This window comes from Porphyromonas gulae (assembly GCF_000765945.1).
Classification (GTDB): Bacteria; Bacteroidota; Bacteroidia; order Bacteroidales; family Porphyromonadaceae; genus Porphyromonas; species Porphyromonas gulae.
The window spans coordinates 74,613-100,919 of sequence record NZ_JRAT01000021.1 but is presented as its reverse complement, the minus strand read 5'-3'; the positions used below and the strand labels follow the sequence as shown (position 1 = coordinate 100,919).

Here is a 26,307-nt window from a genome sequence, read left to right as displayed (position 1 = left end):
AAGGATCATGGGTATAAACGTAGATTTAGATTCGATTATCTATCACTAATTACTTTTAAGATAGAGATTTACAGGGTGTGTTTGACAAGGGTTTATCATTCTTGTTCTAAATACTCTATGCCTTTTTTAAGTTATTAGTCTGTAAAATCAACAATTTACAGAGATAGTCTTATCATTAAAAACTACTGAAATGATTAGAAAAATAGAAAATATATCAAAACAGATAGAAGATCAGATACAAATAAAGGAACTGGAAGTATCCAATATAATACGTGATGTACCTCCTATAATTCTGATATTAGAGAGAGGATTCGTGGAAATGAAGTCTTTAGTTTTAAGTGAAAACTTCAAAACTAATTCTGATGAAATCCATTTTTTCAAAGAAACAAAACCAAAGTTATTCTCCAAATTAATTTACTACAAAAAGATACACAATATCGAATTAAACAAGCCTGTATGTGGTTTTGATACAATCAAAGAATATTTGGAAAAGGAACAAGAGAACATTAACTTCTTTTACCACAAAAACAATGATTTTATTCAATACTACCGACTTGGGAAAACAATTTTGGATGAATATTACTTTGTAAGGAATCGGCGGGAAATGGGTTTAAATTTGGAATCTTTTTATTTTGAAAGAGATCCCAATTTTTCCACTAATTACGATTTCAAAGTCGCTAAACTTCTTGCGAATGATATGTTGGCAGCCTATCTGGAATCAGAGTTGACAAGATTGAAACAAAGAGAAGAACTCTTTGACAAAAATTCGCTTACTAACACCAAACATACTTGGACAGACACAAAATCTGCTCTGGTTGAATTAATTTATGCTGTTCATGCCGAACAGAGTGTCAATTCCGGGAATATTGACTTGAAAGTTTTAGCCTTAGTATTTGAAAAAATATTCAATATTGAATTAGGCGATATTTACCGGATATTTCTGGAGATTAGAGGACGAAAAGGAGAAAGAACGACTTATTTAAACCGTTTGGTAGTTGCTCTTAATAAACGAATGAATGATGCAGATAGCAGGTGATTTCAAGTTGAGTGAATTAAATAAAATAAGAAACACGCAGAATATATAATTTCTGCTTATTAATAATCTGAATATGAAACAATTATATTTAATTAACGAATTTAAGAAAAAATCTATTGAGGACTGTACTATTTCTGCTGTCTTAATGTATGGTTCTTTTATAAAAGGAGAAGGCGATAAGTTTTCGGATATTGAATTTTATATTTTTCTTCGAGATGATTGCCATATAGATAAATACAAGTGGATATCTTCTGTTAATCCAATAGCGTTGATGTTTGTAAATGAATTTGGTACAGATGTAGTTATATTTGATAATCTCATTAGAGGAGAATTTCATTTTTTGCCATTAAAAGAGATTTCAATAATCAAAAGTTGGCAAGGACACACTTCATTTGAGTTTAAAGAGAAGATGAATTTAGTAGATAAGGACGGTTTACTTACAGATGTATTAAATGACATTGAGCCTCCTTATGAACCAATTCGTAATACTCCAGCTCAAATTGAGTGGCTTGCTGATTCATTAATAAACAATTTACTTTTTGCATCCAATCTTTTCCAAAGGGGAGAATATGCACATCTACATAATATCTTTCAATATATTCAAAAACACACATTGTGGTTGATAAGGATATATGAACAATCAGAAAAACATTGGGAGAGTCCAACAAAAAAACTGGAAGTCGATATTTCTTCTTATTGGTACAATAAATATCAGACCATTGTTCCTATAATCACAAGAAAAAGTCTAAACAAAGCTCTCTTAAATGCTTTTGTCCTATCTAAAGATATATTCAAGAAAACAAATGTGTCATCCTCTAAATTAGAACTTATTTACAGAATAGAAAACACGTTTGAAATAAACCACAGAAATGAAGAAACCTAATAATTGACAATTATTGATATTTCATCCTGCTGATAAATAGTAGCAGAGATAAAACAGATAAACCCAAGTTGTACCCAGCTTGGGTTTATCTGTTAAACTACGCTCAGAACATCGTTCCAATTTTCATCAAAATTAGACCTTTTATAGCTTGTAAAACACCCCATAAACACATTTCATTCATAACCAACAACATATAGGCTATTTAAAAAAAACTCACCCAACTTGGGTTTATCTTGTGAAATCAGCATTTTATTCTTTCTGACCTTTGCAACAAATCAATAAGTTACAATTATGGATGTCATAACAGTTGAATCAAAAGCCTTTAAGGAATTGGAGGCTAAGATTAATGCTATTGCAGATTATGTTCTTAATAAGCAAGAAGCGGATAATATAAATGAAGATGAAATCTGGGTGGATAGTTATGAGGTCTGTACATTCTTAAAAATCAGCGACAAAACATTGCAAAGACTTCGGGTATCAGGAACAATTGCTTATTCTAATATTCGAGGACGCTATTTTTATAAAATCGGCGAGATAAAACGAATGCTGGAAGAAAGGCTGATTAAAAGTAATTCGGAATGTCTAAATGACTTGGTAACAAATCACAGGCTATATGTTAAGGAAAGAAGAAATCTTAGAAAGAACAAATAACGGGTTGAATGTTTTCAAGCATTATATCACCTGTCAATGGCGTGTCGGGCGTAATTTCTTTAATCCTTTATATGAAGACAAAAAGGCTTCATGTAATATATATTTCGACCGGAAAAACGGAGTATACAACCTGAAAGATTTCGGAAATGATGAGTACAGCGGGGATTGTTTCTACTTTGTCGGTAAACTGAAAGGATTAAACTGCAACAATACCATTGATTTTGTAGAAATCCTGAAAAGCATAAATCGTGATTTATCGCTGGGGCTATCGGAAGATACAGAAATACCAATCCAATCAATCCCGAAGCCAACTATACCCATCCTTCCCGAAAAGAAAACCAAGCCATACAGTTTCCAGGAACAAAGATTCACCCAAAATGAATTAGAGTATTGGGAAAAATATGGGATAAACTCGGAGCTATTGGAACAATATAAAGTTTGTTCTGTTCGGGAGTTCAAAAGTGAAAATTCCGATAACAAGCCGTACTCCATTGCTTCTTCTTCGGCAGAACCGATATTTGGCTATAAGTCCAAACGCTATATAAAGCTATACCGTCCGTCTTCCAAAATACGATTCCTGTATGGCGGAGATATCGGCGATAATTATTGTTTCGGACTTGAACAACTGCCCGCCAAAGGCGATACGGTCTTTATTACCGGCGGGGAAAAGGATGTCCTTTCCCTGGTAGCTAAGGGTTTCCATGCAATCTGTTTTAACAGTGAAACCGTAAACATTCCGGCAACAATCATTCATAAACTGTCATTCCGGTTCAAACATATCATTCTACTTTATGATGTAGATAAAACCGGGCTTGAGAGTTCTTCCAAACATAAAAAACAGTTGGCAGAATACGGCGTAAAACGCCTTCTATTACCACTTTCAGGAACAAAAGAAGAGAAAGATATATCCGATTATTTCAGGCTTGGGAATAACCGTGAATCGTTTCTGAAACTCTTCCTTGATTTTTTAGATACTCTATACAGCGATACTATGACTATGCTGAAATCGTGCGAAATAGACTTTAATAATCCTCCGGCAAAAGCACAGGAAATCATATCTGCCGGGGATGTACCACTGGGTACACAAGGAAATATCCTTTGTATCACAGGCGGTGAAGGAACTGGGAAAAGCAACTATGTGGCAGCACTGGTGGCTGGGTCGATAAAACCGGAAAATGTTCGTATAGATACGTTGGGAATCCATGTATACGAAAACAGTCAAAATAAAGCTGTTCTGCTGTATGATACAGAACAGTCCGAAGTACAGCTGTTTAAGAATGTTTCCAACCTATTAAAGAGGGCAAAACAAGCAGAAAAGCCGGAAGAGTTGAAAGCCTTCTGTCTTACCGGGATGTCCCGCAAAGAACGTTTACAGGCTATTGTACAAAGCATGGATAAGTTTCATTATCAATATGGCGGTATCCAGTTGGTTGTAATAGATGGTATTGCCGATTTGGTACATTCCGCCAATGATGAAGCCGAAAGTTTGCGGGTTGTCGATGAACTCTACCGATTGGCTGGAATATATCAGACCTGTATTGTTTGTGTATTGCACTATGTTCCGAACGGATTAAAGCTTCGTGGGCACTTGGGGTCGGAACTGCAACGTAAAGCGGCTGCGATTCTTTCCATTGAGTTGGATAATGATCCGACTATATCAGTCGTGAAGGCTCTGAAAGTTCGTGAAGGCAGTCCTTTGGATGTTCCGTTAATGCAGTTCACTTGGAACAAAGAAGTCGGAATGCACCTGTATCTTGGAGAAAAGCCCCGTGAAGAGAAAGAGAAACGGAAAGAAAAGGAACTGGTAAGCGTTACCCGTGAAGTTTTCGACCAACAAACATTTATCACTTATATAGATTTGTGCGAACAGATACAGCAAATTATGGATGTAAAGGAACGCACGGCGAAAAGCTATATCCGTTTTATGCGGGAGAAGGAAATTATCATCAAAGATCCTTCAAATCAGAGTTATTTTATCAAAGGTCATTTTTAATCGGTTATTGTCATGAATATAGATAGAGAAACATTCATCGCCTGGATGGAACGTATAATGGACAGGTTCGAAATGGCGGATAAGAAAATCGAACGATTGACAACCCAACGTAATTGCTTGGATGGTGAACAACTTTTAGATAATCAGGATTTGATGTTTCTCTTGAAAGTCAGCCTTCGCACACTTCAACGCTATCGAGCAAAGGGTATTCTACCTTACATCAAATTAGATGATGGAAGATGTTACTATAAGGCTTCGGATGTGCACAAACTGATTAGGGAACGATTTTAATTATACTCTTTCCTTCAAAATACAGTTTTAAGCATATCCACCACAAATAGATTCCATATTTCTCAATTTCAAAATGAGTTAGAAGTCCATGAGACAAATTATTCCTGAAATTGACATCTATCCCATTTTGTAGAAAGGATTCTATTTCATATAGTATTTCTTCGTCAATCACGCCTTGAAGCATCGGGAAAATTACACCTAAAGAAGGAGCCTCTTGACGTTTTTTCTCTAAAGTAGTTATGTTTCCCTTTGTGATTTCAGCAATATTATGCAAAGCATGCTCTAAATATGGCATTAGGATATGAGATGCACTTATAAAGTCTTTATTTAAGCCTGCGGCAATTCCTTTAGTCCAAAATATCAAGTTTTCTTCTTCTATATATACTGGTTTTTCCTTTTGCAAATAGAAATAGATAAAATCCTCTTCCGATTTTATATTTGACCATTGATGAAGATTGATATATGTCCATATTGCGTACAGCCTTTTTTGTCGAAAATAAATATGAGCTTCTGTTTTTAATGACTTCTCTGACTCTGCTACGCCTACGACATTTCCCTTTTTATCTAACTGATTGTGTCCAAACATAGAAGACACAGGGCTTGCCTTTCTCACTGCTGCTTCATAGGAACTGACTCCTTCCGAAGTCATGAAAGGAATTGAAAGCATCAGGTTAATTGTGTCAATAAAATTACCTATAGTGATTTTTGAAACGGATTTTTCTACACTTTTAATGAAATCATCAGAAAGTTCTATTTGAGTTTTAATACCGCAGAGAGAAAGCATATCCATAAAATCAGACTTTTCTTGTAGCAACTTACCTTTTATCCTTTCAAACTCTTCTGGTGCTTGATTTTTAATTTGAAAAATTTCATTATATGCATTTTGGTAAATATCAACTAAATTCGGATAAAAAGTATTCGGCTCTTTATTATTCACAGTGGCATCTGCTTCATTTTCAAAACATAAAGCCATTTCTTTATGAAACATCTGCTTACTTATTACTTTAAGTGAGCATTGGGCTTTTATATACTCTCTTTTTTCGGAATAATTACCGTCAATCAAGCTGTTTTTTTGACATTCAATATAATTGCATAATTTTTCAAGTTTTTCTACAGGGTATGATTTTTTTATAGAATCAACAACTCTCTGAATCCAAAATGGATGACTAAATTTATCGTTAATTGCAGATAAGATATCTTTCAAAAAATCATCAGTATTAAGAATCTTGATATCACGAACTGTAATTGAGCGGATTAAAAATTCAATCTCACCAAATAACTGATAAGCGACAAGATAATTATTTGATATTATTACTTTTATGAAACGTTTATCTTTCTCAAATCTACAAAGAACATCACTACAGCGTGATTTCACTTCTGCGTTTTCAGAATTGTTCCATTCGTGAAATAAAACAAGCTTCCGTTCTTCCTCTGTTAGGATTAAATCTTTAATTTGATTTGACTTGTGGAAATCCGTCAGATTTGTCATGCAAATTTTATGTAATAATTCAACAGCTTGTTTTTTATCCTCAGTCTCAAATCTATTAGGATGAAGAAAGCATAGCAATTTAGAACCATGCAAGTCTTTCGGAACTATAATTTTGTTTTTTACATCTGTACTCATTGTCTATTATTCTACATAAATAGCTTTTACGAAAAGCACCCGGCGTCCCCACCGGGTGCTAACCACAAAAATCCTCAATTACGGATAGCATAAAATCTATTCATAATGGAATTTTCTGTGGTAAAGATACGGAATTTCAGATTATTTCCTTGATTTCCCTTTCTTTTCAGGGAAAACGAATACAACATTGAACTGGTCGTCAAAAGCCAGTGAAGCATCGAAAGACTTCCTGGCTTTACTCTTGAAGCCTTTTATTAATCCGGTTTTCTTGGCTGTTACCAGTTCCATAACCTGTTTGTCGGATAGCTGCTTATCGCTTTTATTCCTGAAAACGATTAGCCCACAATCGGTATTATCACATTTGGCAACTTTCGGATACAGCATAATTTTACCTGTTTCGCATTTCGGACAGATTAAATCCAGCTGCGTTTTTAAGGTGAGCTGCATTCCTAACAGTTCGCTGGTTATTTGTGAAGCATAAACTTCGGTACTTTTATGGAAAGTATCGGGATTCATTTCCCCGCTTTCTATTTTGGAAAGGGCATTTTCCCACATCCCTGTCATTTCCACGTCTGCGATTTTCTTGTCCCGGACTATATCGTAAACCGCCAGTCCCTTTTCAGTCGGCACAAGGGCTTTCTTCTCCCTGACAATATATTGACGAGTAAAGAGAGTTTCGATAATCGCTGCCCGTGTCGCTGGCGTACCGATACCGGAATCCTTCATGCTGGCTTTCAGTTCGACATCTTCCAGTTCTTTCCCTGCGTTCTCCATAGCCGATAGCAACAAACTTTCCGTATGCAACGGTTTGGGCTTAGTCTGCTTTTCCAGCAACTCAATATCGGAGAGAGCTAAATTATCACCTTCTTTTAATGCTGGCAAAACGGTATTTTTTTCGCCTTCTTCTTGGGTGTTGAAAACAGCCCGCCATCCGGCAGACTTTATTACTGTTCCTTTCACTGCAAAAATACTGTCGCCACTGGTGAGAGAAATTGAAGTAACTTCCTTGACACACTTTTGCGAAAAAGCTTCCAGCATCCTTCCGGCAACCAGTTCGTATATTGCTTGTTCATCCGCCTGTAAACTGCCCGGCTTATTCTCGGTTATAATCAATGCGTGATGGTCTGTAACTTTTTTATCATCCACTGTTCGACGGTTCAGATTACTACCTTTCATTGATCTTGCGTAGCCGGCAAACCGGTCGTAAGTATCCAGCAGGGAAATACGTTCCGGTATTTCATAGAAAACGTCCTGTGATATATAACGGCTTCCGGTTCGGGGGTATGAAATCAGCTTGCCTTCATACAGTTTTTGTGCAATAGACAGCGTTTTATCTGCGGAGAAATTAAGTTTTGTATTTGCCTCCTTTTGCAAGGTGGTAAGGTCATACAAAAGCGGTGGTTCCTGGTTCACTTCCTTACATTCCACCGATTCAACCTGCACCTGACCGCTATGCTTTATCATTTGCAGCTTGCCGATGGCAGGTTGCTGGCTATCGAATTTTTCTTCTGAAAGGGCTGAAAACTTGATGCTGTCTTTCCCGGTTTGTAATTTCAGTTGCCAATACTTCTGTTGAACGAAGTTCTTGTTCTCAAGATAACGGGAACATATCATCGCCAGCGTGGGTGTCTGTACCCGTCCCAAAGAATATGTCCCCCTTCCGGCAGCTATACTTAACGCTTGGGAAGCATTAATACCGATAAGCCAATCTGCTTCGCTTCTTGCCTTTGCCGACCGGAAAAGGTTATCGTACATTGTCCCGTCCTTGAGATTCTGCAATCCTTTCCGGATGGCTTTATCCGTCAGGCTACTTATCCATAAGCGGACGAAAGGTTTCCGGCAATCAAGATATTGGTAAATGTACCTGAATATTAGTTCACCTTCTCTTCCGGCATCAGTCGCAACGATAATCTTATCGCACTGGTCGAATACTTCTTTGATAATCTTGAGTTGCTTAACCGTTCCGCTATCAGGCTTATATCCTTTATCGGTTTTTACCTGACGGGGAATAAGCTGGAACGACTGCGGTAGTATAGGTAGATTTTCCCGCCTGAAGTTTTCGATTCCGTAGGCATCAGGCATGGCAAGTCCTACCAAATGACCGAACGCCCAGGTAACGGTGTATCCGTTACCTGAAATGTTCCCGTCATTCTTTTGTGTTGCACCCAGTACGGTGGCTATATCCCTTGCCACACTGGGTTTTTCTGCTATTACTGCTATCATTATATAATTGGATTTTTAGATAAATCCGGCTACACTCGGCATAGCTCAAACAAGTTTGGCTCTGCGCTCGTTTGCACGGCTTTTGTGGTTAATAATTATTTCATTTTGCGACCTTGCGACTTTTTAGGTTTGTCGTTTTTTTGCTCTTCATTCTTTTCTTCCTGCTTTTTCTTCTGTTCCCCGGTAGGTGTAGCTTGTCCGGGCTTCAAAGGTTCTTTCGTATGCTTGGTCGCTTCGTTGGTTTTGCCTTCGGAATTGACCGCTACCTGTGTTTTATATTCGTTGGCAGGGGCTATTTCTTTGGCTTTTTCTTTCGCTTTATCAGGATTGAATTTGTAGAAATCCAGCTTCCCTTTTTCATGGTTTACCTTTACATAGGCATTATATTCCTGACCTTCTTTATCTTTCAGCCCTTTTACATAGATGGTTTTATCCGCCCGCAAATCAGCCTGCTGTTTGTCGGATAATTCCACTCCTGCAAGGGATTTGGGAATACGCACCCCTTCGGGCTGGTCGTTTCTTTGCTGTTGTCCCTGCTGCTGGGTTTGCTTTTGCTCTTTTTCGGGAAAGATAAATTCAAGGCTGCGTTTTTCCGCATTGACCTGAACGAAGGCAGAAAACGGTTTATTCTTGGCGGAAATCATATTTTCAAGGAATACCGCTTTACCTTCCATCAGGGCAGCTTTTTGTTTTTCATCCAGCTTAACGCCTTTTATTTCATCAGGGAGTTTGAGGGACGAAGCCTTCATGGATACAAGTTCATTGGTCTGTTTGTCGATACTGATAAAAGAAGGTACAAGTTCACCTGTACGGTAGTTTTTTACATCAACAATCCTACCCATGTTTCCGGTTTCCCGGAGATTCTTTTTGTCTTCATCGGTAAACTGGTGTCCAAAGAACGGACGGTCAAGTTCCGGTTCTTTACGGATACCATGAATAGCCAATACCACATTCCCTTCACTGTCTGGACGAAACGAAAGACGGGCATCCGTTTTCATTACCATTGACCCGAAGTTGGCTTCAATCGGAAAGGTTGAAGGCGACTTATATCCCCGCAACATAGGTTCTAAAGCCTTTGATTTTTCAAACTGTTCTTTGGTGATACCCAGATTTTTCAGGTCGTCCCAGTTGATTTTGTTAGGGTCGATGAAATACTTATTCGTATCGGGCTTCTGTTCCTGTATTGTGGATTCTTTCGGATTTTCCACTTTCAGGTCTTTAGGCTCAATACGGATTTTATCAAGCATTTCATCCGCAGCAGGTGTCGAGTTCTTGATATTCTCCTGAATGATTTTTACTGTCCGTTCGGTGTCTTCGGGTGCTACTTTGAAGAAACTGAAACGGGTCGGGTCTTTTAGCTGGTTGAAAAAATTCTTCAAGAAATTTTCAAGTGCGTTACCCTGCTTATCCACTTTCAGGAAATCGTTGTTATGTTCCTGCTTCGGCGGAACGGTTTGCAGTTCCCCGTTTTCATCAATACCTTTTACGGCATTAATCGTTTTCTTTTCCTTGTCAAAGACAAGAAGAATGTCCATCATCTGTTCATCAGAACCGGACTTGTTGTTTGAATCTACATCCATAACTTTAATTTTTAATGGTGAATAAAAAACTTATCGAATTAAAAGTAAGGATGAAATAGTTTACATATAGGAACGTGGCGTTAGGTGTCGCAGGTTGGCTTCATTTGACCTATGTTTCTAGTATACAGATTAGTTGGCATGCAACAATATCGCCAAGAAACGATGCATATCTAAATGCTTTTTGTATCTTTGCTATCTCGTTACTCACGACATTTTTATTGTAATAAAGCATAAAATATTGATACTATGGTACTACCAAAAATACAAGAGATTGTAATTAATGAGTTCTCATTATACAAACTCAAATCTGAAATCGTTCTTGATATGAACGATGGTGTATTTTGCTTAGCAGGAGCTAATGGGCTTGGTAAATCTACATTCATCAATATTCTATCTTATGCTTTGACAGGAATTGTTGTCGATCCCAAAAAGAATTTTTCTTCGGTAAATTCCATTCCAAAATTCTTTAAGAATAATGAGAAATTTGCTTCGTCTTATTTTAATGGAAGGATTGATGAATCTAAAAGGGATTTAGCTGACGTATCAGTCAAGTTTAGTATTTCTAATTTTATCTATCAGATAAAGCGTAATTTTTTTGATGCTTCTGGTTTAATTGAATTTTCAAGAGTAGATATGGAAACGGGAGAAGAAACAATAGACCAGTCTTTAACTTCCTATGGCTTTTTATCTCAATATAAAGATTTTTTTGCTAAAGATATTGGAGTGACCACCTTTGAGCAATATGTTTTTTTACAAAATTTTGTCCTCACTTTTGATGAAAGTAAAAAACTTATTTTTTGGGATGATTCGATAATGAATCGTGTTCTTTATCTATTCTTCGGAATTGATGCTCAAAAAGCGGATGTAGCAGATGACTTGAGAAAAAAAATAGCCAAGCACGAATCTAATATGCGAAATCTACAATGGAGCATAACTCAAAATTCAAGACTTTTAAAAGAATTAATGTCTACAGCCACAGTTAATTCCGAAAATTCAGAAATAATTGAAGCAACAATTACTCAATTAGGAGAGAAAGAAGAAGAGTTAATCCATTTACATGAAGCAATAGAAATAAATCAATCACAGACAAAAAGTTGCGAACTCAATATCAGCAATCTATCGTTAAAAGTATCGAATCTAAAAAAGCAATATGATGAGGCTTTTAACAATATGTATAATGTAGATATTCCTATTGAAAAAGACCAACATATAGTAAATATGCTACGTCATATTTCAAAAAGAATCTTAAACAATGAAGATGTCACACAGGACTTTGAGGAACTTAAATACCGAATAAAATCTGTAAGTGAGAGTCTTCGGTCAAATGTAAAAAACAACAATATTGAGTTATTAAAATCTATTGATTCAGAAATTCAGAAACTACAAAATGAATTAAATGAGTTAATGCTAAAAAAAGACCGTTTAGCAAAAGAATTTATTGAAACAAATACTCAACTAGTGGAATCCACTAATTTTATTGAAAAATTCAAAACAGAAAATGAAAAAATCATTATCCAAGCACTAAAGCTAAAAGATGACGACATAAACAAACGAATCGAAGCTTTAAAAAGTATTATTAGCAAAGACGAATTAAAAAAAGAAGAAGATACTAAAATAAGAGACCAAAGCAAAATTGACCTTAGTGTTATAGAAAAAGAAATTCGAAAAAATTATCATAATGCGGAAGAACGTTTTTTGCCCATTTTTAAAGGATATGCTAACAGTTTTATTGGACTAGATATTGATGTAGAGCTAAAATCTTCCAGCAAGGGGATTGGCTTGGTGTTAAAAGTAAACAATACAGAACGAACCGAACGCTTTCAATTATCTGAAAGTCAGCAATACTTTATCGATATCGCATTACGATTTGCGTTGATTGAGTTTACATCATCACCTAATGCGTTCATGTTGATCGATACTCCGGAGGGGTCTTTGGATATTGCGTATGAAAGTAGGGCGGGGAAAATGTTCGCTGATTTTGTCTTAAAAGGATATGATGTTGTTATGACTGCTAATATAAACTCGTCTCAACTTCTATTGCAAATGGCAAAAAAATGCAAGCGAGAAAAAATGAAAATTGAACGAATGACTAATTGGACTATATTATCGACTGTACAACAAGAGGAACAAGATGTTATAGAAACCGCATTTAATAATATAGAGACTGCATTAGATGGAAACAATTAACCCTTTTGCAATATACGACACCTTATTTGTTGGAAATAAATTGCAACGATATATTGGAGATTTTAATTCTTCAGAAGTACAATTGTTTTGTTACTTCTCCTGCTTATTATCTCTGTATGAGGGTAATCCAACTTCTTTTTGGGGTTACAAATTTATAAAGAATGATTTAGGAGTTCCTCTTTCAACTGAAGTGTATACTGCACTTGATTGCTTACTTGTAAATAATGAATTAGAAAAGGCAGATAATTACTACAAAATCACTAGTGAAGGGAAATCAAAATGTGAAGTATTATCCGAGTTTGGCAGGTTTGAAAATAGGAATAAATATTTGGAAGCTTCATGTGAAAGTTTATTAGCTCTACCTATAGGCTACATTAGAAATTCTATAAATAGTGAACCTATTGTAAGAGCAGCAAATAATTCAACTGTAAGAACTTTAGTTGATGAAGAAAATGGAGCTATTGCGCTATTATATGAACAATTTGAGTTGTTAAAAGAAGCCATCGACACTAACGATTCGGATTTATTTGTACCAGCTGTTACATGGCTAAAATATCTTCAACTACCAAAAGACGTGAATCAGGATGCTTAATAAAGAACGAGACATTAAGGCAATCAGAGAATTCTTGTCATCGGATTATACATCTTGTATACTCGATGATTATGGAAGTGCTGGAATAAATAATTTGAAGGTGATATTAGAAATTATACCAACTATTTTTAAATTTGTCCATCTCCGAAATTTCTCATCAGTTACAATTTTTAAATCTGATAGTTTTAACCTGTCAGAACGATTTTCTAACTGCTCAAATATTCAAAATTTTTCACATTTAGGAAGTTTTAATAGTGACAATTTAGTGATACAAGTTAGGAGTCTTGATGAAGTATTAGTTTCTACTTCTGAAATAACAGTAACGGATATCGTACCTACGGACTTTGTTTATCAATACACACCCTTGAAAGAACAATTTTACACAAAAACAACAACTTGTGAGTTACCTCAGGTTCCAGGAACAGATAGTTGTTTTGCTATTTCCACTTTCAAATCCTTAGAAGAAGCTTTATATCATTATAAGACAACAGTTGTTAAATGTGCTGATTGTCTCCATATAAAAACCGCATTGCATTCTGATGAACGTATATTCTTTAAACCTCATCCGGAATATTTGTTAAGAGATTCTATGGTTTACTTCTTAAAAGCTAGATTAAGAGGAGAAGGATTAGAAGTAAGACCAGAACAAGCAGTAGATACATCGCATCCTGTGGATGTGAAAGTAACATGGGGATTTACAAACCATATTGCTCTTATCGAAATTAAATGGTTAGGTAAATCTTTGAATAGTGATACTCAAACTTTCACATCGAATTATACTGATAGCCGAGCTAGGGATGGTGCAAAACAGTTAGCTGAATATTTAGATGCAAATGCCATACAAGTACCAAATCATAATACAATGGGATATTTAGTGGTGTTTGACTTAAGGCGTAAGTCGACTAAAGAAGATACAACTCAAATAGATATAGCAAATGGTCATTGGTATGAAAACAAAGAAATAACATATAATCCTAAATATCATGATGTTAGAAAAGATTTTGCTCCTCCAACAAGAATGTTCATAACCCCTCAATGTATACCTAATGAAAATTAACGAGGAGTTTTTACTCAGAGACAAAAATGTTTCAACTGCCGGTGACACAATTAATATGTCTAGGCATAGATGGTATTATTATAAAGAAGGTTTTTCTCCATCCTTAGTAGAGAGTGCTATTGAAACCCTAGGACTAACGTCTTCTGATGTTATAATTGACCCCTTTAATGGGAGTGGAACCGTGACACTTACCGCAGCGATGAAAGGGATAAAATCCTTTGGCTTTGAAGTAAACCCTTTTACTGCTTTTATAGCAAAAACAAAAGTTGAAAGTGCTAATATAGGAACATTTGACAATGTATGCCAAGACGTTTTGGCAGGAGTAAATAAACAAAAGAAATCACCTCTTCTTGCATTTTCCACTTTTTCAGAATATTCGAATAAGTCAAAATGGCTGTTTAATGCTGATATTTTGAATTCTTTTGAAGGAGGAATAACAAGGTTGAACAAAGTAGATGATGATAATATAAAAGATATATTGAAATTATCTTTAATAGGTTCAACAATGGACAACTCTAATGCACGAAGAGATGGTAAGTGTTTAAGGTATAAGAATCATTGGGAAGAATTAAATTTCGACAAAACCTCTTTTATCAAATCTTTGGAAAAACGGTTGCTTGCAATTCGTGAAGATTTAATAAATGAAGAAAAGTTGACAGATCCCAAAATAGTTTGTGGAGACTCAAGAACTATTATAGAGCAAGAACTTACAGAAAAATTTTCTCTTTGCATAACCTCTCCTCCATATTTGAATACATTTGATTATACAGATATTTATAGGCCAGAGCTATTTTTAGGACAATTTATAAATTCAATGAGTGAGTTATATGATTTGCGTTTAACAACTGTACGTTCACATGTTCAAGCGAAATGGAATAAACCCAATCAAAGTAATTTTGGAACTCTTTATGATGTTGCTTTAAGAGAAATTGTGCAGAGACGAGAGAATTTGATGCATAAGGATATACCCATTATGATTCAAGCTTATTTTGAGGATATGCAAAACATATTATCTACCCTTAGAAAAAATGCTAAAAATAATGCAGAACTATGGCTTGTCGTTTCTACCTCTGCTTATGCTGGGATTGAAATTCCCGTAGATATGATTATCGGGGAAATCGGGAACAAAGTTGGGTGGTATCTAAAAGATATAGGCGTATTAAGATATTTAAAAAAGAGAAAAAGCAAATACAGTAACGAAATCAATCAATTGCGGGAAAGTGTTGTGATTTTTACTGCTTCAAAATAACTAAAACCCTGTGTTATTATTGCAAAGTAACACAGGGTATTTAATTTTTATTCCTCCTTCACCAAATGCCGTAACTCCGGGTCGCTTTTGATGCGCTCCATTTCATCAATGACAATCTGTTTTACATCCTGCTTTATCCGATCATAATTGAGTTGGATTTGCTCTTTCATCAAGTCGTTGCCATCTGCATCCCGGAAGTCGATAATCTCCGGTATCTTTTCATAGCGGGCAGTTTCACGTTTTACCTTCTCGTTATCCACTACAATTTCAGCGTGGAAAATCTTTTGGTCTATCCGTTCATCGAAATTATCACTGACCGCACCCACAAACATCCCTTGCGTAAGATTGGATATTTTACTAGCAGGTATCAAGCTATCCATCTGTGTACTGATTGATGTTGATTTATCCTGACGGTTGATTGTCATAGACTGGCGTTTCTGTAATATCTTCCCGAAACGGTCTGATAATGTTTTCGCCGTTTCACCGACTACCTGACCGGAAAAGATGTTTCCAACTGTATTTTGAATTACCTTACTTTCCTTATCGCCATAATCCCTTGTTAGCTGGCTGTAATCCTGAAAACCCAAACAGACCGCCACTTTATTGGAACGGGCGGTAGCTATCAGATTATCTAATCCCCGGAAATAAATGGTTGGCAACTCGTCAATGATAACCGAACTTTTAAGCTGTCCCTTCTTGTTAATCAACTTCACAATACGGCTGTTATACAATCCCAGCGCTGCCGAATAGATATTTTGACGGTCGGGATTATTGCCGACACAAAGTATCTTCGGTTCGTCCGGGTTGTTTATATCCAGTGTAAAATCATCACCTGTCATTACCCAGTACAATGCCGGGCTTATCATCCTTGACAATGGAATTTTTGCCGATGCGATTTGCCCCTGTAACTGGTCTTGGGCTTGTGATTCCCACGCATCCATGAAGGGACTTAAATAATTCTCAAGTTCCGGGTAGGAAGTCAGGATAACGAATGTATCTGCATACTTCCGGTTCAAGAACTCTATGGCGTGCGGGAACGTGCAATACTTTCCGTCCTTATATATCTTGAGAAACCAAATAATCGCAGCCAGTAAGATAATCGGGGATTCCACAAAAAAGTCGCCCTGCTTCTGAATCCAGCTTCGGTTCAGGTTCAGCATAATGGTGTATGCCGATTCGTAAGCATCCGATATGTCTGTCATAAATGCCGGATTGATAGGGTTACATCTGTGGCTTCTGCGTGGGTCGTCAAAATTGATAACATAGAAGGTGGGCTTTACCTTATAAGCATCCGAATGGTTCATCAGGTGATTGTATGCGATTTCCGATAAGTCAGGGAACTTATAATCATAACAATAGAGTGCAAAACCCTTCTCTATCTGTTGTTTAATGTAATTATTTACTACTGCGTAGGATTTACCACTACCGGGAGTTCCCAGCACAATAGTAGCCCGGAACGGGTTTACCACGTTTATCCATCCCTTATGTTGTTTCTTCTTATACCAAAAACGTGATGGAAGATTCACTGAATATTCATTCTCCATCAAGCGGGTTTCCTGCATGAAGCTTTCGTTCTCCAAATTGAAAACATCGTCCATCATATTGTTTTTGAGTAGCCGAGACATCCATACCCCAGCGACCAATAAACATAAGTATCCGCCAGCCATTGACAGGATATAAAATGTAGCGTTCGCCGAAAGTGGTAATGGTAGATACAATAACCACCAGTTCAGGAAAAACAGGATAAAACCAATAACAAGGAAAACATAAATCTTTGTCCATGTTACTTTTTCTTCCTTCACTCCTTTTGTCCCCAAACAACTCAAAGCAAGGAATATCACTGCGAATACCTTTGTTATCAGGATATGGCTGAATAATCCTGCGGTTCGCTGGAAGTTTAATAGTATCTTATCGAGTACGCCGATATTGATACCCCAGTTTACTATCGACTGGTAACAAAACCAGTAAATGTTGATTACCACAAATAAAATACTGATTGCCCGCATAAAGTCCATGACTTTGGCAAGTCCTCTTAAATCATCTTCATTCTGCATAATTGATTATTTTTTAGATTATTATTACATCTGCCGTCCGTAACGGCGTTTTTTCTTTTTCTTGGGAGTTGGCGGGGTTTTATCATTTCCTGCCGAAGAATCGCTGCCACCGGGCAGGATACTGAAAAGGCTTCCGATTGTAGATTCCCCGTTTTCAGATTGCTGTTCTGACGGCACGAACGGTTCTGCCGAAGGTGTGAACGGTTCTTTCGGAACAGCTTGTTTTGTGTGTCCCTCGTTTACATGGGATTCTCTAAACAGGTCATTAAATACATTGGCTGAAAATTCCTTTCCTAAACGAGAGCCGTTCAGGACGGCTTTGTTTTCGTGGTCGATAAAGGTTGCACCATATATGCGCCCTTCCGGGTTTTGCCGGAATACGACTTCAATTCCTTTATCTTTCAGGTTCTTTTCAAATTGTTCCTTTGAGCCGGAAGCTTTCAACGCTTCGCTTACCCGACCTTTGACATTGGCTTTCAGTTTACCGTCTTTCCATTTGGTGGCTGCTTGTTCTATCCTGCGTTCCAATGCTTCATAACCGACCGACTTACCCAGCCGGGAAGACTTTATGGGATTACCCAGCTTTTCGCCTTTATCATCGGTTGCAGAATAGACAATACCATTATACGCCTTGCCCCAGACTTCGCCTTTGACTTCTTCCGCCCGTACATTATACAATGATAACAGGGTATTCAGTTCCCCGATGCTTTGGAACTGGTAAGTATTTACCACACCTTTAACCGTATTGGAAAGCTGGTGCTTTACATCACCCGCAGCATAATCGACCTTTCGGAACTGGTAGTGTTCCTGCTGTTGTTTCTTTTCGGCAGGATGCAGACCATATTTTGCTTCCAGTTCCCGTGTAATATCCTTGCTCCGGCGGTGTTCAAACTTATCATTCAATTTTTTGCCGTTCTCGTCCACCCGCAGGGATACGATGTGCAGGTGGTGGCGGTCGATGTCTTCATGCTTGTAAACCATGTAGGGCTGATTGCCATAGCCCAGCTTCTCCATATATTCCTGTGCAATCTCCGATAGCTGTTCATCCGAAAGTTTATCGTCCGGGTGCGGATTCAGGGATATATGGATTATGGGTTTTTCAGTTTTGATGTCTTGGGGCAGGTGCATTTCAAAACTTTCCATGCAACGCTGGATGTTGAAATTACCATCTTCACTTTCAAACATCCGGTTGCTGAAAAGTACCTTGCCTTGTTCTTCATCAACCTTATTCTGATTGTAAGCCAGCGCACCGAAAAGCGAACTACCCACATTTATTTTTGCAACCATTTGTCTTCAAATTCCTGTGTGAGTTCGATAATTTTCCGGTTTAATATCACCAGTTCTTCGGTCGCTTTTTCCAATTTATAGAGAAAAGAAAGAGCTTTCTTTTCGGTAAAATTGGTATTCAGAGCCTTCACAATCTGATTATAGTTTACGCCGATTGCCCGGAATTGAGCGTAAAAAGTTGTCAGGCGTGTGTAATAATCGACTGCTGCCTTATCAATTTTTATCACTTTGAATGAACCGCCAAAGATTCTTTCTGTGATAAAATGTGCTTTCGTCCGCATACCGGACTGTTCAAAGAGAGCCAAAAAACGGGCATGGTCGGTCGCATTGAAGCTGACCGAATACCGGAAAACTGCCGGGTCTATCTTTGGCTTTCGTCCTTTGCCACCGGATTGTGGCACATTCGTTTTTTCTTTTCCCATACCATTATTCTTTAAAGGGTTTACGACTTCGGAGTACAACCCATCCCGGCTTGTCCGGGCAAGGGGTTCTAAGCTGCTGAAAGAATTTCAAGCTGCTGAGGACACACCTTGCTATTTGCACGGCGCAAATAAAATCCGTCATGGGACGGATTAGCAGTTAGCAATAAGATGAATGAACTCCGGGAAGCTATTGAACGGATACCTTTTTATCGGTTCAGATAAGATTCCGGTGCAAAGTAACAGGGATTAATTATGCTGTGCCATAGTACATTATAGGACAAGCAAAGCCATCTAAAGCCATACGAAGCCACTTTCAAAAACGAACGGTTTTTCTCCATTTATTTGCGGTCAGAATCAGCATTAAAATAGATAAGTAAAGCGGTAAATACCGATTGAAATACCGGAATGAATAAAGACTGTTTTACTGATTTCAAGAAAGCAAGAAATACTGAAATCAATATTTCTAACTATCAATAAATCAATACGTCTGCAAGTCAATAAAGACGGATTGAATTACAGATAACAATATGAAAATCAATACTGCCTGAAATAAAGTAGTTAATCAATAATGAAGTAAAACAATAAGTATGAATGAAGTAAAAGAGAAAGCCCTACTTCCTGAAAAAGAAAGAGGGCTTAAAGAAAGATGGCAACGACCTACTCTCCCACAATCATGCAGTACCATCGGCGCAGTAAGGCTTAACTTCTCTGTTCGGAATGGGAAGAGGTGGAACCCTTACGCTATAATCACCTTAATAAATCCAGCCAGGTGGAACACCTGTATAGTGTCCTCAGGAGGGGATTTTTCAACCCCATTCCCCTTAGTATACAAAGTATACCAACCATTTAATGGTCACGAGCGGTTGAGCATTAAGCCAACGCTATTACTAGAATAGTAAGCCACTTAACAATAGTAGCTATGTCTAGAGTTATCGATACATCTATGTTCATCTTGTGTATTTTTTTAATGGGTTTATAAAAAATACACCTGACTGAATCGCGACAAAGATAAGTAAATTATTAATTCTCTTAAAATCAAAGAAATGAAGAAAGAAACATTATTCGTAGCCTTCTCCACCCAAAAAGGCGGGGTCGGCAAAACCACTTTCACGGTATTGGTGGCAAGCTATCTCTATTACCTGAAAGGCTACAATGTAGCGGTTGTCGATTGCGACTACCCGCAGCACAGTATCAGTGCCATGCGTAAACGGGACGGTGAGCAGGTAAACAACGATGCCAATTACAAGGTGCTTGCCTTTAACCAGTTCAAAGCATTGGGAAAGAAAGCCTATCCGGTCTTGTGCAGCACTCCCGAAGCTGCCATCAGTACAGCCGAAGAGTTCCTGAAAACAGAACCGATGGAAATGGATGTGGTCTTTTTCGACCTGCCGGGAACGGTGAACAGCGAAGGTATTATCAGTTCGCTGGCTTCTATGGACTACATTTTTACGCCGATTACCGCCGACCGGGTGGTACTGGAAAGCAGCCTTTCATTCGCTATGACGGTAAACAACCTGCTGGTACAGAATGAAGCTTACCGGATACAAGGCTTGCACCTGTTTTGGAATCAGGTCGATGGCAGGGAGAAAACCGACTTGTATGGAATTTATGAAAATACTATCGGTGAACTGAAATTACCCCTTATGAAAACCTTTATCCCGGATACCAAACGCTACAAAAAGGAACTGTCCGGTGATAAGACTTCTGTCTTCCGTTCCACACTGTTCCCTGCGGATAAACGAATGATAAAAGGCAGTAACCTTGAAGAGTTGGTGGCTGAAATAGGATACATTATAAAACTATACTAATATGGCAAAACTGGAAAAAGTACTGGTGGACGAAGATTTTATGAAAGAAATCATTTCACAGGGTTTACCCATGAAACAGGAAATTTCACCTAAAGCAGTAAGTAAAGAACCGGATACGCCGGAAGTTTACACAGAACCGGAAGTAAGACAAGAAACTGTGGTAGAACCTATCCGGCAACCGGAAGCAAAAACCATCCGGGAAGCTACCCGCCGGAAGAAAAGTAGCCCTGCCGATTACCGGGAAACCTATTTTCAGAAAATGGAACTTCCCGACCGCCAGTCGATATATGTAAGCCGTTCCACCCATGAAAAATTAATGAAAATAGTAATGGTTATCGGTGAACGCAAAGCGACTGTAAGCAGCTATGTGGAAACAATTATCCTGAACCACTTCGACCAGTATCAGGATGAAATCAACGAACTGTATAAGAAAACTTTTGAAAGCCCGATATGATACTAAAATTAATGATAGCTGGGGTTGTCCTTTACTATCTCGTCCTGTTTTGTCGGTTCAGGAAGAAAACGAACAGTTCCCCTTCCGAAAGTCCCGGCAATCATAAGACCGAAAGGGCTGTCGTTGGAAAAACAACCTTCCGGTTAAGACAAGTAACGCCATCCGAAGACACTGAAAGCCAGTTTTCTAAAGAGGTTGATAATGCTTCTATATTTGCCCCGGCTGACATGGAAGATACCCAGCAGCCGATGGATGTTGAATTTGAAATGAAGTATGAAGATGAAGTACCGGAAGATGAACTGGAAACGGAAGAAATCGCATTTATCACAGGCGTTGAAGGTCAGTCGGCACGGGGTATCTCCTTTGAAGAAATGGCACAGGCGGTACAGGTCGTCAGGCAGCAGGAAGCCTCGGAAGAAGAGGAACGGAAAGCTTTGCAAACACTGTCGGTTATGCAACAAACCAGCTTGTATAATACAATGATGGAACAGATAAACGGGGGCATGGTACGGGTGGCGGAAATGCTGGGTAAATACGATGCAGTATTTATCGCCCCGCCAAACGAAACTAGCCCCGAAGATTTACAGGCGTTCGATATGAGCGACTATATGTAGAACCTTTAAAAACAAATCAGGTATGAAAGAAAAAGATTACGGTTAGCTGGACTTAATCATTCCAAAAGGTAGAAAGACCAACCACAAAAATTCTCAATTATTAATCCCGCCGGAATAGCGGACTATCCACCCGCTTTCCGGCATCATAAAATCAAGTTTATAATGAAAAAGAAAATATTTCTTTCCGCAGCCATCGTCTTGGCTGCAACTTCCGCATTTGCACAGGGCAATGGCGTAGGTGGTATCACAGAAGCTACCAACATGGTTACCAGCTATTTCGACCCGGCGACAAAATTGGTGTATGCCATCGGTGCTGTCGTTGGTTTGATTGGGGGTGTAAAGGTGTATAACAAGTTCAGTTCAGGCGACCCGGATACAAGCAAAACCGCAGCAAGCTGGTTCGGGGCTTGTATCTTCCTGATTGTGGCTGCTACCATCCTTCGTTCATTCTTCCTATAATCATAGGTGTTATGATTAGCTATTCAATTAACAGGGGGATTGGAAAACCTGCGGAGTTCAAAGGGCTTCGCAGCCAATACCTGTTCATTTTTGCAGGCGGGCTACTTGCCGTCTTCGTATTGTTCATCATTCTGTATATGATAGGTATAAACCAGTGGGTCTGCATTGGGTTCGGGGTCGTAGCGGCTTCGGCTCTTGTGTACTTCACTTTTATGCTGAATGACAAATACGGCACACACGGTCTTATGAAAGTAACCGCCCGCAGAAGCCATCCCCGGTATATTATCAACCGCCGGGCTATCCCCCGATTATTCACCTATAAAAGACAGAAGAACGCATGAGGAATATATTAAAAGCAGCCACATTGGAAAGCAAATTTCCTCTGCTGGCAGCCGAACACGATTGTATCATCAGTAAGGATGCCGATGTTACGGTAGCGTTCCGGGTTGAACTACCCGAACTGTTCACTGTTACCGGGGTTGAATACGAAGCGATACATTCTGCTTGGCATAAGGCAATCAAGGTATTGCCCGATTACAGCATCGTGCATAAACAGGACTGGTTTATCAAAGAAAACTATACCCCTGAAATCCAAAAGGATGGGTTAAGTTTCCTGTCCCGCAGTTTTGAACGGCATTTCAATGAAAGACCATTCCTAAATCATACCTGTTACCTGTTCCTGACAAAAACCACAAAGGAAAGAAGCCGTACCCAAAGTAATTTCAATACGCTTTGCCGGGGCTTCATCATTCCGAAGGAAATTCAGGATAAGGAAACGGTAACGAAGTTTTTAGAATCGGTCGGGCAATTTGAACGGATTATGAACGATTCGGGATTTATTACCCTTACCCGTTTGACTTCGGACGAGATTACCGGAACGCCGGAAAAGGCTGGGATTATCGAAAAATACTTTTCCCTGTCGCAAAGCGATACGACTACCTTACTGGATATGCAACTGAATCCCGAAGATATGCGTATCGGCGACAATACCTTGTGTTTGCATACACTTTCGGATGTGGAAGACCTGCCGGGTACGGTTACTACTGATTCACGTTACGAAAAGCTGTCCACCGACCGTAGCGACTGCCGTTTGTCGTTCGCTTCGCCTGTGGGCGTATTGCTTTCCTGTAACCATATCTATAACCAGTATATCTTTATAGACGACCATGCGGAGAACCTGAAACGCTTTGAGAAGCAAGCCCGTAATATGCACTCGTTGTCTAAATACAGCCGTTCCAATCAGGTGAACAAAGAGTGGATAGAAGAATACCTGAATGAAGCGCACAGTCAAGGTTTGACCTCTGTTCGCTGCCATTGTAACGTGATGTCATGGGCGGATGATAAGGAAGAATTAAAGCATATCAAGAATGATGTAGGAAGCCAGCTTGCCTTGATGGAATGCAAGCCACGCCACAATACAACGGATACGCCAACCCTTTACTGGGCGGGTATCCCCGGCAATGAAGCCGATTTTCCGGCGGAAGAATCTTTCTTTACCTTCATTGAACAGGCTTTGTGCTTCTTTACGGAAGAAACGAACTACCAATCATCATCCAGTCCTTTTGGGATTAAGATGGTGGACAGGCTTACTGGAAAACCGCTTCACATTGATATATCAGACCTTCCGATGAAGAAAGGGATTATCACGAACCGCAATAAGTTCATCTTAGGGCCTTCGGGTTCGGGAAAATCCTTTTTCACCAATCACATGGTACGCCAATATTACGAACAGGGTACACACGTCCTGTTAGTGGATACCGGAAATTCCTATCAGGGATTATGCGAATTAATCCACCGGAAGACTGGCGGGAAAGATGGCGTGTATTTTACATATACCGAAGATAACCCGATTTCATTTAATCCATTTTATACCGAAGATAATGTCTTCGATATTGAGAAGCGGGAATCCATCAAAACGCTTATCCTGACCTTGTGGAAGCAGGAACACGAAAAGCCCACCGGGGCGGAAAGCGTTGCCTTGTCCAATGCTGTAAGCGACTTTATCAGCCTGATTACACAGGATAAATCCATTGCACCCAGTTTCAATTCCTTTTACGAATTTATCAAAAATGAATACCGGAATAACCTGAACGAACAGAACGTCCGGGAAAAGGATTTCGATATTGATAATTTCCTGTTCGTGTTGCAACCATTCTATAAAGGTGGCGAATACGATTACCTATTGAACTCGGATAAGGAACTGGATTTGCTGAACAAACGCTTCATTGTTTTTGAGGTCGATGCCATCAAAGATAACCCCGTGCTTTTTCCTGTGGTTACAATCATTTTGATGGAAGTTTTCATCAACAAAATGAGGCGGTTAAAGGGTATCCGTAAGATGTTGCTTTTGGAAGAAGCGTGGAAGGCTATCGCCAAAGACAGCATGGCACATTACCTGAAATACCTGTTCAAAACGGTGCGTAAATACTTTGGTGAAGCGGTGGTGGTAACACAGGAAGTGGACGATATTGTTCATTCTCCCATTGTGAAAGAATCCATCATTACGAACTCCGATTGTAAAATCCTGCTCGACCAGCGCAAATACATGAACAAGTTTGACAGCATACAAGCGATGCTGGGTTTGACAGATAAAGAAAAGGCGCAAATACTCTCCATCAACATGGCGAACCATCCGGGACGGAAATACAAGGAAGTATGGATAGGGCTGGGTGGCGTACAATCGGCTGTGTATGCCACAGAAGTAAGTTTGGAAGAGTATTACACATTTACAACGGAAGAAACTGAAAAACTCGAACTGTTTAAGCTTGCCGAAAGATTGGACGGCGACCTTGAACTGGCTATTAAACAACTTGCCGAAAGCAAGCGTAATCCTAATTAAAATCAAATCAATATGAAACAAATAAGATTCATCTTCCCGGTGCTTCTGTGTGCTGTCCTGCTGGCTTTGTCTTCCTGTAAGGAAACGAACGCCGACCGATTGAAAGCCATGTGCGGGCATTGGGAAAGCGTTACGAACCGACCATCATTCACTGTCTTTGAAAGTGCGGATGGCTATAAAGTAACCATGCAACGAAGAACCCGCAGGGGCGAAACCCGTGCGGAAACCTATCAAATCATAGAAAAAGACGGATACCTGTTTATCGAAACTGGATTTTCGATACTGGTAAGCTATGATAGTGAAACCGACCGGATTTTGCTATCCTCCGGCGGTGAGTATGTAAGAAGTAAGAAACAATCAAAAAATTAAAGCGATGAAAACAAAAATAATGATGTTAGTAGTGGCACTGTACCTGTTCACAGGTAATGCCAGCGCACAATGGGCGGTAATCGACCCGACAAATTTGGCTCAAGGTATTGTCAATACTACCAAAGAAATTGCACAGACTTCAAAGACTGTCAGTAATACACTGGATACTTTCAAGGAAACCAAAAAGTTGTACGACCAAGGCAAGCAATATTATGATGCCTTAAAATCAGTAAACAATTTGGTGAAAGATGCCCGGAAAGTACAAAAAACCGTGCTCCTGCTCGGTGAGATTACGGATATATATGTTACCAACTTTCAGCTAATGTTATCGGATAAGAACTTCCGACCGGAAGAACTCAACGCCATTGCCTTCGGGTATTCCAAACTGCTGGAAGAAAGTTCGGATGTATTGACCGAACTTAAAAATGTTGTGAATATCAACGGGCTGTCCATGACCGATGCCGAACGTATGGAACGGATAGATAAAGCATATAGTTCAGTGATGAATTACCGGAATTTGGTTTCCTATTATACCCGCAAAAATATATCCGTGTCTTACCTGCGGGCAAAGAAAATCAGCGATACCGACCGTGTGATTGCCCTGTATGGAACTGCTAACGATAGATACTGGTAAT

23 protein-coding genes and 1 rRNA gene are annotated in these 26,307 nt (G+C 38.8%); 17 read left to right on the top strand and 7 right to left on the bottom strand.

All coding sequences use genetic code 11. The features are described 5' to 3' along the window. Positions 1 to 190: 190 nt before the first annotated feature. The 5 genes from HQ49_RS07945 (at position 191) to HQ49_RS07925 (ending at position 4,854) form a co-directional block, all read left to right on the top strand. Positions 191 to 1,036: an RteC domain-containing protein gene (locus tag HQ49_RS07945; RefSeq protein ID WP_039419389.1), complete on the top strand. Its 846-nt coding sequence runs from the start codon at positions 191 to 193 to the stop codon at positions 1,034 to 1,036. 73 nt (positions 1,037 to 1,109) lie between these two features. Beyond that, positions 1,110 to 1,919, top strand: a complete 810-nt coding sequence (locus HQ49_RS07940; protein WP_045089082.1) for a hypothetical protein — start codon at positions 1,110 to 1,112, stop codon at positions 1,917 to 1,919. 291 nt (positions 1,920 to 2,210) lie between these two features. Then, on the top strand, positions 2,211 to 2,570 hold the full coding sequence (locus HQ49_RS07935; RefSeq protein ID WP_039419388.1) for a helix-turn-helix domain-containing protein: 360 nt from the start codon (positions 2,211 to 2,213) through the stop codon (positions 2,568 to 2,570). Further along, positions 2,533 to 4,563 (top strand): bifunctional DNA primase/helicase, encoded by a 2,031-nt coding sequence (locus tag HQ49_RS07930; RefSeq protein ID WP_039419385.1) that lies wholly within the window; start codon positions 2,533 to 2,535, stop codon positions 4,561 to 4,563. Before HQ49_RS07935 ends, HQ49_RS07930 begins: the two co-directional genes overlap by 38 nt. A 12-nt stretch (positions 4,564 to 4,575) precedes the next feature. After that, a complete protein-coding gene (locus tag HQ49_RS07925) occupies positions 4,576 to 4,854 on the top strand; it encodes a helix-turn-helix domain-containing protein (protein ID WP_039417024.1) in 279 nt (92 codons plus the stop codon). Here the strand turns inward: HQ49_RS07925 and HQ49_RS07920 are convergent. From HQ49_RS07920 to HQ49_RS07910, 3 genes are all read right to left on the bottom strand, one after another. Beyond that, positions 4,838 to 6,478: a DUF4209 domain-containing protein gene (locus HQ49_RS07920; RefSeq protein ID WP_039419383.1), complete on the bottom strand. Its 1,641-nt coding sequence runs from the start codon at positions 6,476 to 6,478 to the stop codon at positions 4,838 to 4,840. The two genes, HQ49_RS07925 and HQ49_RS07920, sit on opposite strands and share 17 nt — an antisense overlap. Positions 6,479 to 6,619: 141 nt before the next feature. Further along, positions 6,620 to 8,701, bottom strand: coding sequence for a type IA DNA topoisomerase (locus tag HQ49_RS07915; protein ID WP_039419382.1), 2,082 nt, complete (start codon positions 8,699 to 8,701; stop codon positions 6,620 to 6,622). Between the two features lie 95 nt (positions 8,702 to 8,796). Continuing rightward, positions 8,797 to 10,281, bottom strand: coding sequence for a DUF3945 domain-containing protein (locus HQ49_RS07910; protein WP_039419381.1), 1,485 nt, complete (start codon positions 10,279 to 10,281; stop codon positions 8,797 to 8,799). Between the two features lie 246 nt (positions 10,282 to 10,527). Between HQ49_RS07910 and HQ49_RS07905 the strand changes: the two genes are divergently transcribed. From HQ49_RS07905 to HQ49_RS07890, 4 genes are read left to right on the top strand one after another with little or no spacing between them, the layout of a single operon-like run. Beyond that, complete coding sequence (locus HQ49_RS07905; RefSeq protein WP_039419380.1) at positions 10,528 to 12,468, top strand: AAA family ATPase; 1,941 nt, start codon at positions 10,528 to 10,530, stop codon at positions 12,466 to 12,468. Further along, positions 12,455 to 13,060: a hypothetical protein gene (locus HQ49_RS07900; protein WP_039419378.1), complete on the top strand. Its 606-nt coding sequence runs from the start codon at positions 12,455 to 12,457 to the stop codon at positions 13,058 to 13,060. The genes HQ49_RS07905 and HQ49_RS07900 overlap by 14 nt, the downstream gene beginning before the upstream one ends. Then, on the top strand, positions 13,053 to 14,117 hold the full coding sequence (locus tag HQ49_RS10395) for a hypothetical protein (RefSeq protein WP_052073465.1): 1,065 nt from the start codon (positions 13,053 to 13,055) through the stop codon (positions 14,115 to 14,117). The genes HQ49_RS07900 and HQ49_RS10395 overlap by 8 nt, the downstream gene beginning before the upstream one ends. Further along, the gene (locus HQ49_RS07890; RefSeq protein WP_039419377.1) at positions 14,107 to 15,366 is read left to right on the top strand and encodes a TRM11 family methyltransferase; all 1,260 of its coding nucleotides are present in this window, start codon (positions 14,107 to 14,109) and stop codon (positions 15,364 to 15,366) included. The genes HQ49_RS10395 and HQ49_RS07890 overlap by 11 nt, the downstream gene beginning before the upstream one ends. A 47-nt stretch (positions 15,367 to 15,413) precedes the next feature. On the opposite strand, the gene mobC is transcribed toward HQ49_RS07890, so the two are convergent. From mobC to rrf, 4 genes are all read right to left on the bottom strand, one after another. Beyond that, positions 15,414 to 17,420, bottom strand: coding sequence for a conjugal transfer protein MobC (gene mobC / locus HQ49_RS07885; protein WP_039419376.1), 2,007 nt, complete (start codon positions 17,418 to 17,420; stop codon positions 15,414 to 15,416). Positions 17,421 to 17,444: 24 nt separating this feature from the next. Beyond that, on the bottom strand, positions 17,445 to 18,707 hold the full coding sequence (mobB, locus tag HQ49_RS07880; protein ID WP_039419375.1) for a conjugal transfer protein MobB: 1,263 nt from the start codon (positions 18,705 to 18,707) through the stop codon (positions 17,445 to 17,447). Continuing rightward, on the bottom strand, positions 18,692 to 19,129 hold the full coding sequence (gene mobA, locus HQ49_RS07875) for a conjugal transfer protein MobA (RefSeq protein ID WP_039419373.1): 438 nt from the start codon (positions 19,127 to 19,129) through the stop codon (positions 18,692 to 18,694). Before mobA ends, mobB begins: the two co-directional genes overlap by 16 nt. Before the next feature lie 644 nt (positions 19,130 to 19,773). Then, a 5S ribosomal RNA gene (rrf, locus tag HQ49_RS07870) occupies positions 19,774 to 19,884 on the bottom strand. A 288-nt stretch (positions 19,885 to 20,172) separates the two neighbouring features. On the opposite strand from rrf, the gene HQ49_RS07865 reads away from it, so the two are divergent. From HQ49_RS07865 to HQ49_RS07830, 8 genes are all read left to right on the top strand, one after another. Further along, positions 20,173 to 20,937 carry a ParA family protein gene (locus HQ49_RS07865; RefSeq protein ID WP_039419371.1) on the top strand — a complete coding sequence of 255 codons (765 nt, stop codon included), beginning with the start codon at positions 20,173 to 20,175 and terminating at the stop codon, positions 20,935 to 20,937. Between the two features lies 1 nt (position 20,938). After that, positions 20,939 to 21,391: a DUF3408 domain-containing protein gene (locus HQ49_RS07860; protein WP_039419370.1), complete on the top strand. Its 453-nt coding sequence runs from the start codon at positions 20,939 to 20,941 to the stop codon at positions 21,389 to 21,391. Further along, a complete protein-coding gene (locus tag HQ49_RS07855; RefSeq protein WP_235290096.1) occupies positions 21,388 to 22,005 on the top strand; it encodes a hypothetical protein in 618 nt (205 codons plus the stop codon). The genes HQ49_RS07860 and HQ49_RS07855 overlap by 4 nt, the downstream gene beginning before the upstream one ends. A gap of 162 nt (positions 22,006 to 22,167) precedes the next feature. Next, positions 22,168 to 22,464, top strand: a complete 297-nt coding sequence (locus tag HQ49_RS07850; protein WP_025003727.1) for a DUF4134 domain-containing protein — start codon at positions 22,168 to 22,170, stop codon at positions 22,462 to 22,464. 11 nt (positions 22,465 to 22,475) lie between these two features. Next, positions 22,476 to 22,805, top strand: a complete 330-nt coding sequence (locus HQ49_RS07845; RefSeq protein WP_034542533.1) for a DUF4133 domain-containing protein — start codon at positions 22,476 to 22,478, stop codon at positions 22,803 to 22,805. Next, positions 22,802 to 25,303, top strand: a complete 2,502-nt coding sequence (locus tag HQ49_RS07840) for a TraG family conjugative transposon ATPase (protein WP_039419368.1) — start codon at positions 22,802 to 22,804, stop codon at positions 25,301 to 25,303. Before HQ49_RS07845 ends, HQ49_RS07840 begins: the two co-directional genes overlap by 4 nt. Before the next feature lie 12 nt (positions 25,304 to 25,315). Next, entirely contained in the window at positions 25,316 to 25,672 is a 357-nt protein-coding gene (locus tag HQ49_RS07835; protein WP_039419366.1) for a DUF3876 domain-containing protein, read from the top strand. Between the two features lie 4 nt (positions 25,673 to 25,676). Further along, positions 25,677 to 26,306: a DUF4141 domain-containing protein gene (locus HQ49_RS07830; RefSeq protein WP_080745578.1), complete on the top strand. Its 630-nt coding sequence runs from the start codon at positions 25,677 to 25,679 to the stop codon at positions 26,304 to 26,306. Position 26,307 lies beyond the last annotated feature (1 nt).

Excerpts from the sequence above, each read along its gene's own strand:
- HQ49_RS07890 (WP_039419377.1), top strand. The coding sequence starts at position 14,107 with ATGAAAATTAACGAGGAGTTTTTACTCAGAGACAAAAATGTTTCAACT.
- HQ49_RS07830 (WP_080745578.1), top strand. The coding sequence starts at position 25,677 with ATGAAAACAAAAATAATGATGTTAGTAGTGGCACTGTACCTGTTCACA.
- HQ49_RS07845 (WP_034542533.1), top strand. The coding sequence starts at position 22,476 with ATGATTAGCTATTCAATTAACAGGGGGATTGGAAAACCTGCGGAGTTC.
- mobC (WP_039419376.1), bottom strand. The coding sequence starts at position 17,420 with ATGCAGAATGAAGATGATTTAAGAGGACTTGCCAAAGTCATGGACTTT.
- HQ49_RS07850 (WP_025003727.1), top strand. The coding sequence starts at position 22,168 with ATGAAAAAGAAAATATTTCTTTCCGCAGCCATCGTCTTGGCTGCAACT.
- HQ49_RS07840 (WP_039419368.1), top strand. The coding sequence starts at position 22,802 with ATGAGGAATATATTAAAAGCAGCCACATTGGAAAGCAAATTTCCTCTG.
- HQ49_RS07915 (WP_039419382.1), bottom strand. The coding sequence starts at position 8,701 with ATGATAGCAGTAATAGCAGAAAAACCCAGTGTGGCAAGGGATATAGCC.
- HQ49_RS07935 (WP_039419388.1), top strand. The coding sequence starts at position 2,211 with ATGGATGTCATAACAGTTGAATCAAAAGCCTTTAAGGAATTGGAGGCT.
- HQ49_RS07860 (WP_039419370.1), top strand. The coding sequence starts at position 20,939 with ATGGCAAAACTGGAAAAAGTACTGGTGGACGAAGATTTTATGAAAGAA.
- HQ49_RS07835 (WP_039419366.1), top strand. The coding sequence starts at position 25,316 with ATGAAACAAATAAGATTCATCTTCCCGGTGCTTCTGTGTGCTGTCCTG.
- HQ49_RS07865 (WP_039419371.1), top strand. The coding sequence starts at position 20,173 with ATGAAGAAAGAAACATTATTCGTAGCCTTCTCCACCCAAAAAGGCGGG.
- HQ49_RS07925 (WP_039417024.1), top strand. The coding sequence starts at position 4,576 with ATGAATATAGATAGAGAAACATTCATCGCCTGGATGGAACGTATAATG.
- HQ49_RS07920 (WP_039419383.1), bottom strand. The coding sequence starts at position 6,478 with ATGAGTACAGATGTAAAAAACAAAATTATAGTTCCGAAAGACTTGCAT.
- HQ49_RS10395 (WP_052073465.1), top strand. The coding sequence starts at position 13,053 with ATGCTTAATAAAGAACGAGACATTAAGGCAATCAGAGAATTCTTGTCA.
- HQ49_RS07945 (WP_039419389.1), top strand. The coding sequence starts at position 191 with ATGATTAGAAAAATAGAAAATATATCAAAACAGATAGAAGATCAGATA.
- HQ49_RS07910 (WP_039419381.1), bottom strand. The coding sequence starts at position 10,281 with ATGGATGTAGATTCAAACAACAAGTCCGGTTCTGATGAACAGATGATG.
- HQ49_RS07930 (WP_039419385.1), top strand. The coding sequence starts at position 2,533 with ATGTTAAGGAAAGAAGAAATCTTAGAAAGAACAAATAACGGGTTGAAT.
- HQ49_RS07940 (WP_045089082.1), top strand. The coding sequence starts at position 1,110 with ATGAAACAATTATATTTAATTAACGAATTTAAGAAAAAATCTATTGAG.
- HQ49_RS07900 (WP_039419378.1), top strand. The coding sequence starts at position 12,455 with ATGGAAACAATTAACCCTTTTGCAATATACGACACCTTATTTGTTGGA.
- HQ49_RS07855 (WP_235290096.1), top strand. The coding sequence starts at position 21,388 with ATGATACTAAAATTAATGATAGCTGGGGTTGTCCTTTACTATCTCGTC.
- HQ49_RS07905 (WP_039419380.1), top strand. The coding sequence starts at position 10,528 with ATGGTACTACCAAAAATACAAGAGATTGTAATTAATGAGTTCTCATTA.
- mobB (WP_039419375.1), bottom strand. The coding sequence starts at position 18,707 with ATGGTTGCAAAAATAAATGTGGGTAGTTCGCTTTTCGGTGCGCTGGCT.
- mobA (WP_039419373.1), bottom strand. The coding sequence starts at position 19,129 with ATGGGAAAAGAAAAAACGAATGTGCCACAATCCGGTGGCAAAGGACGA.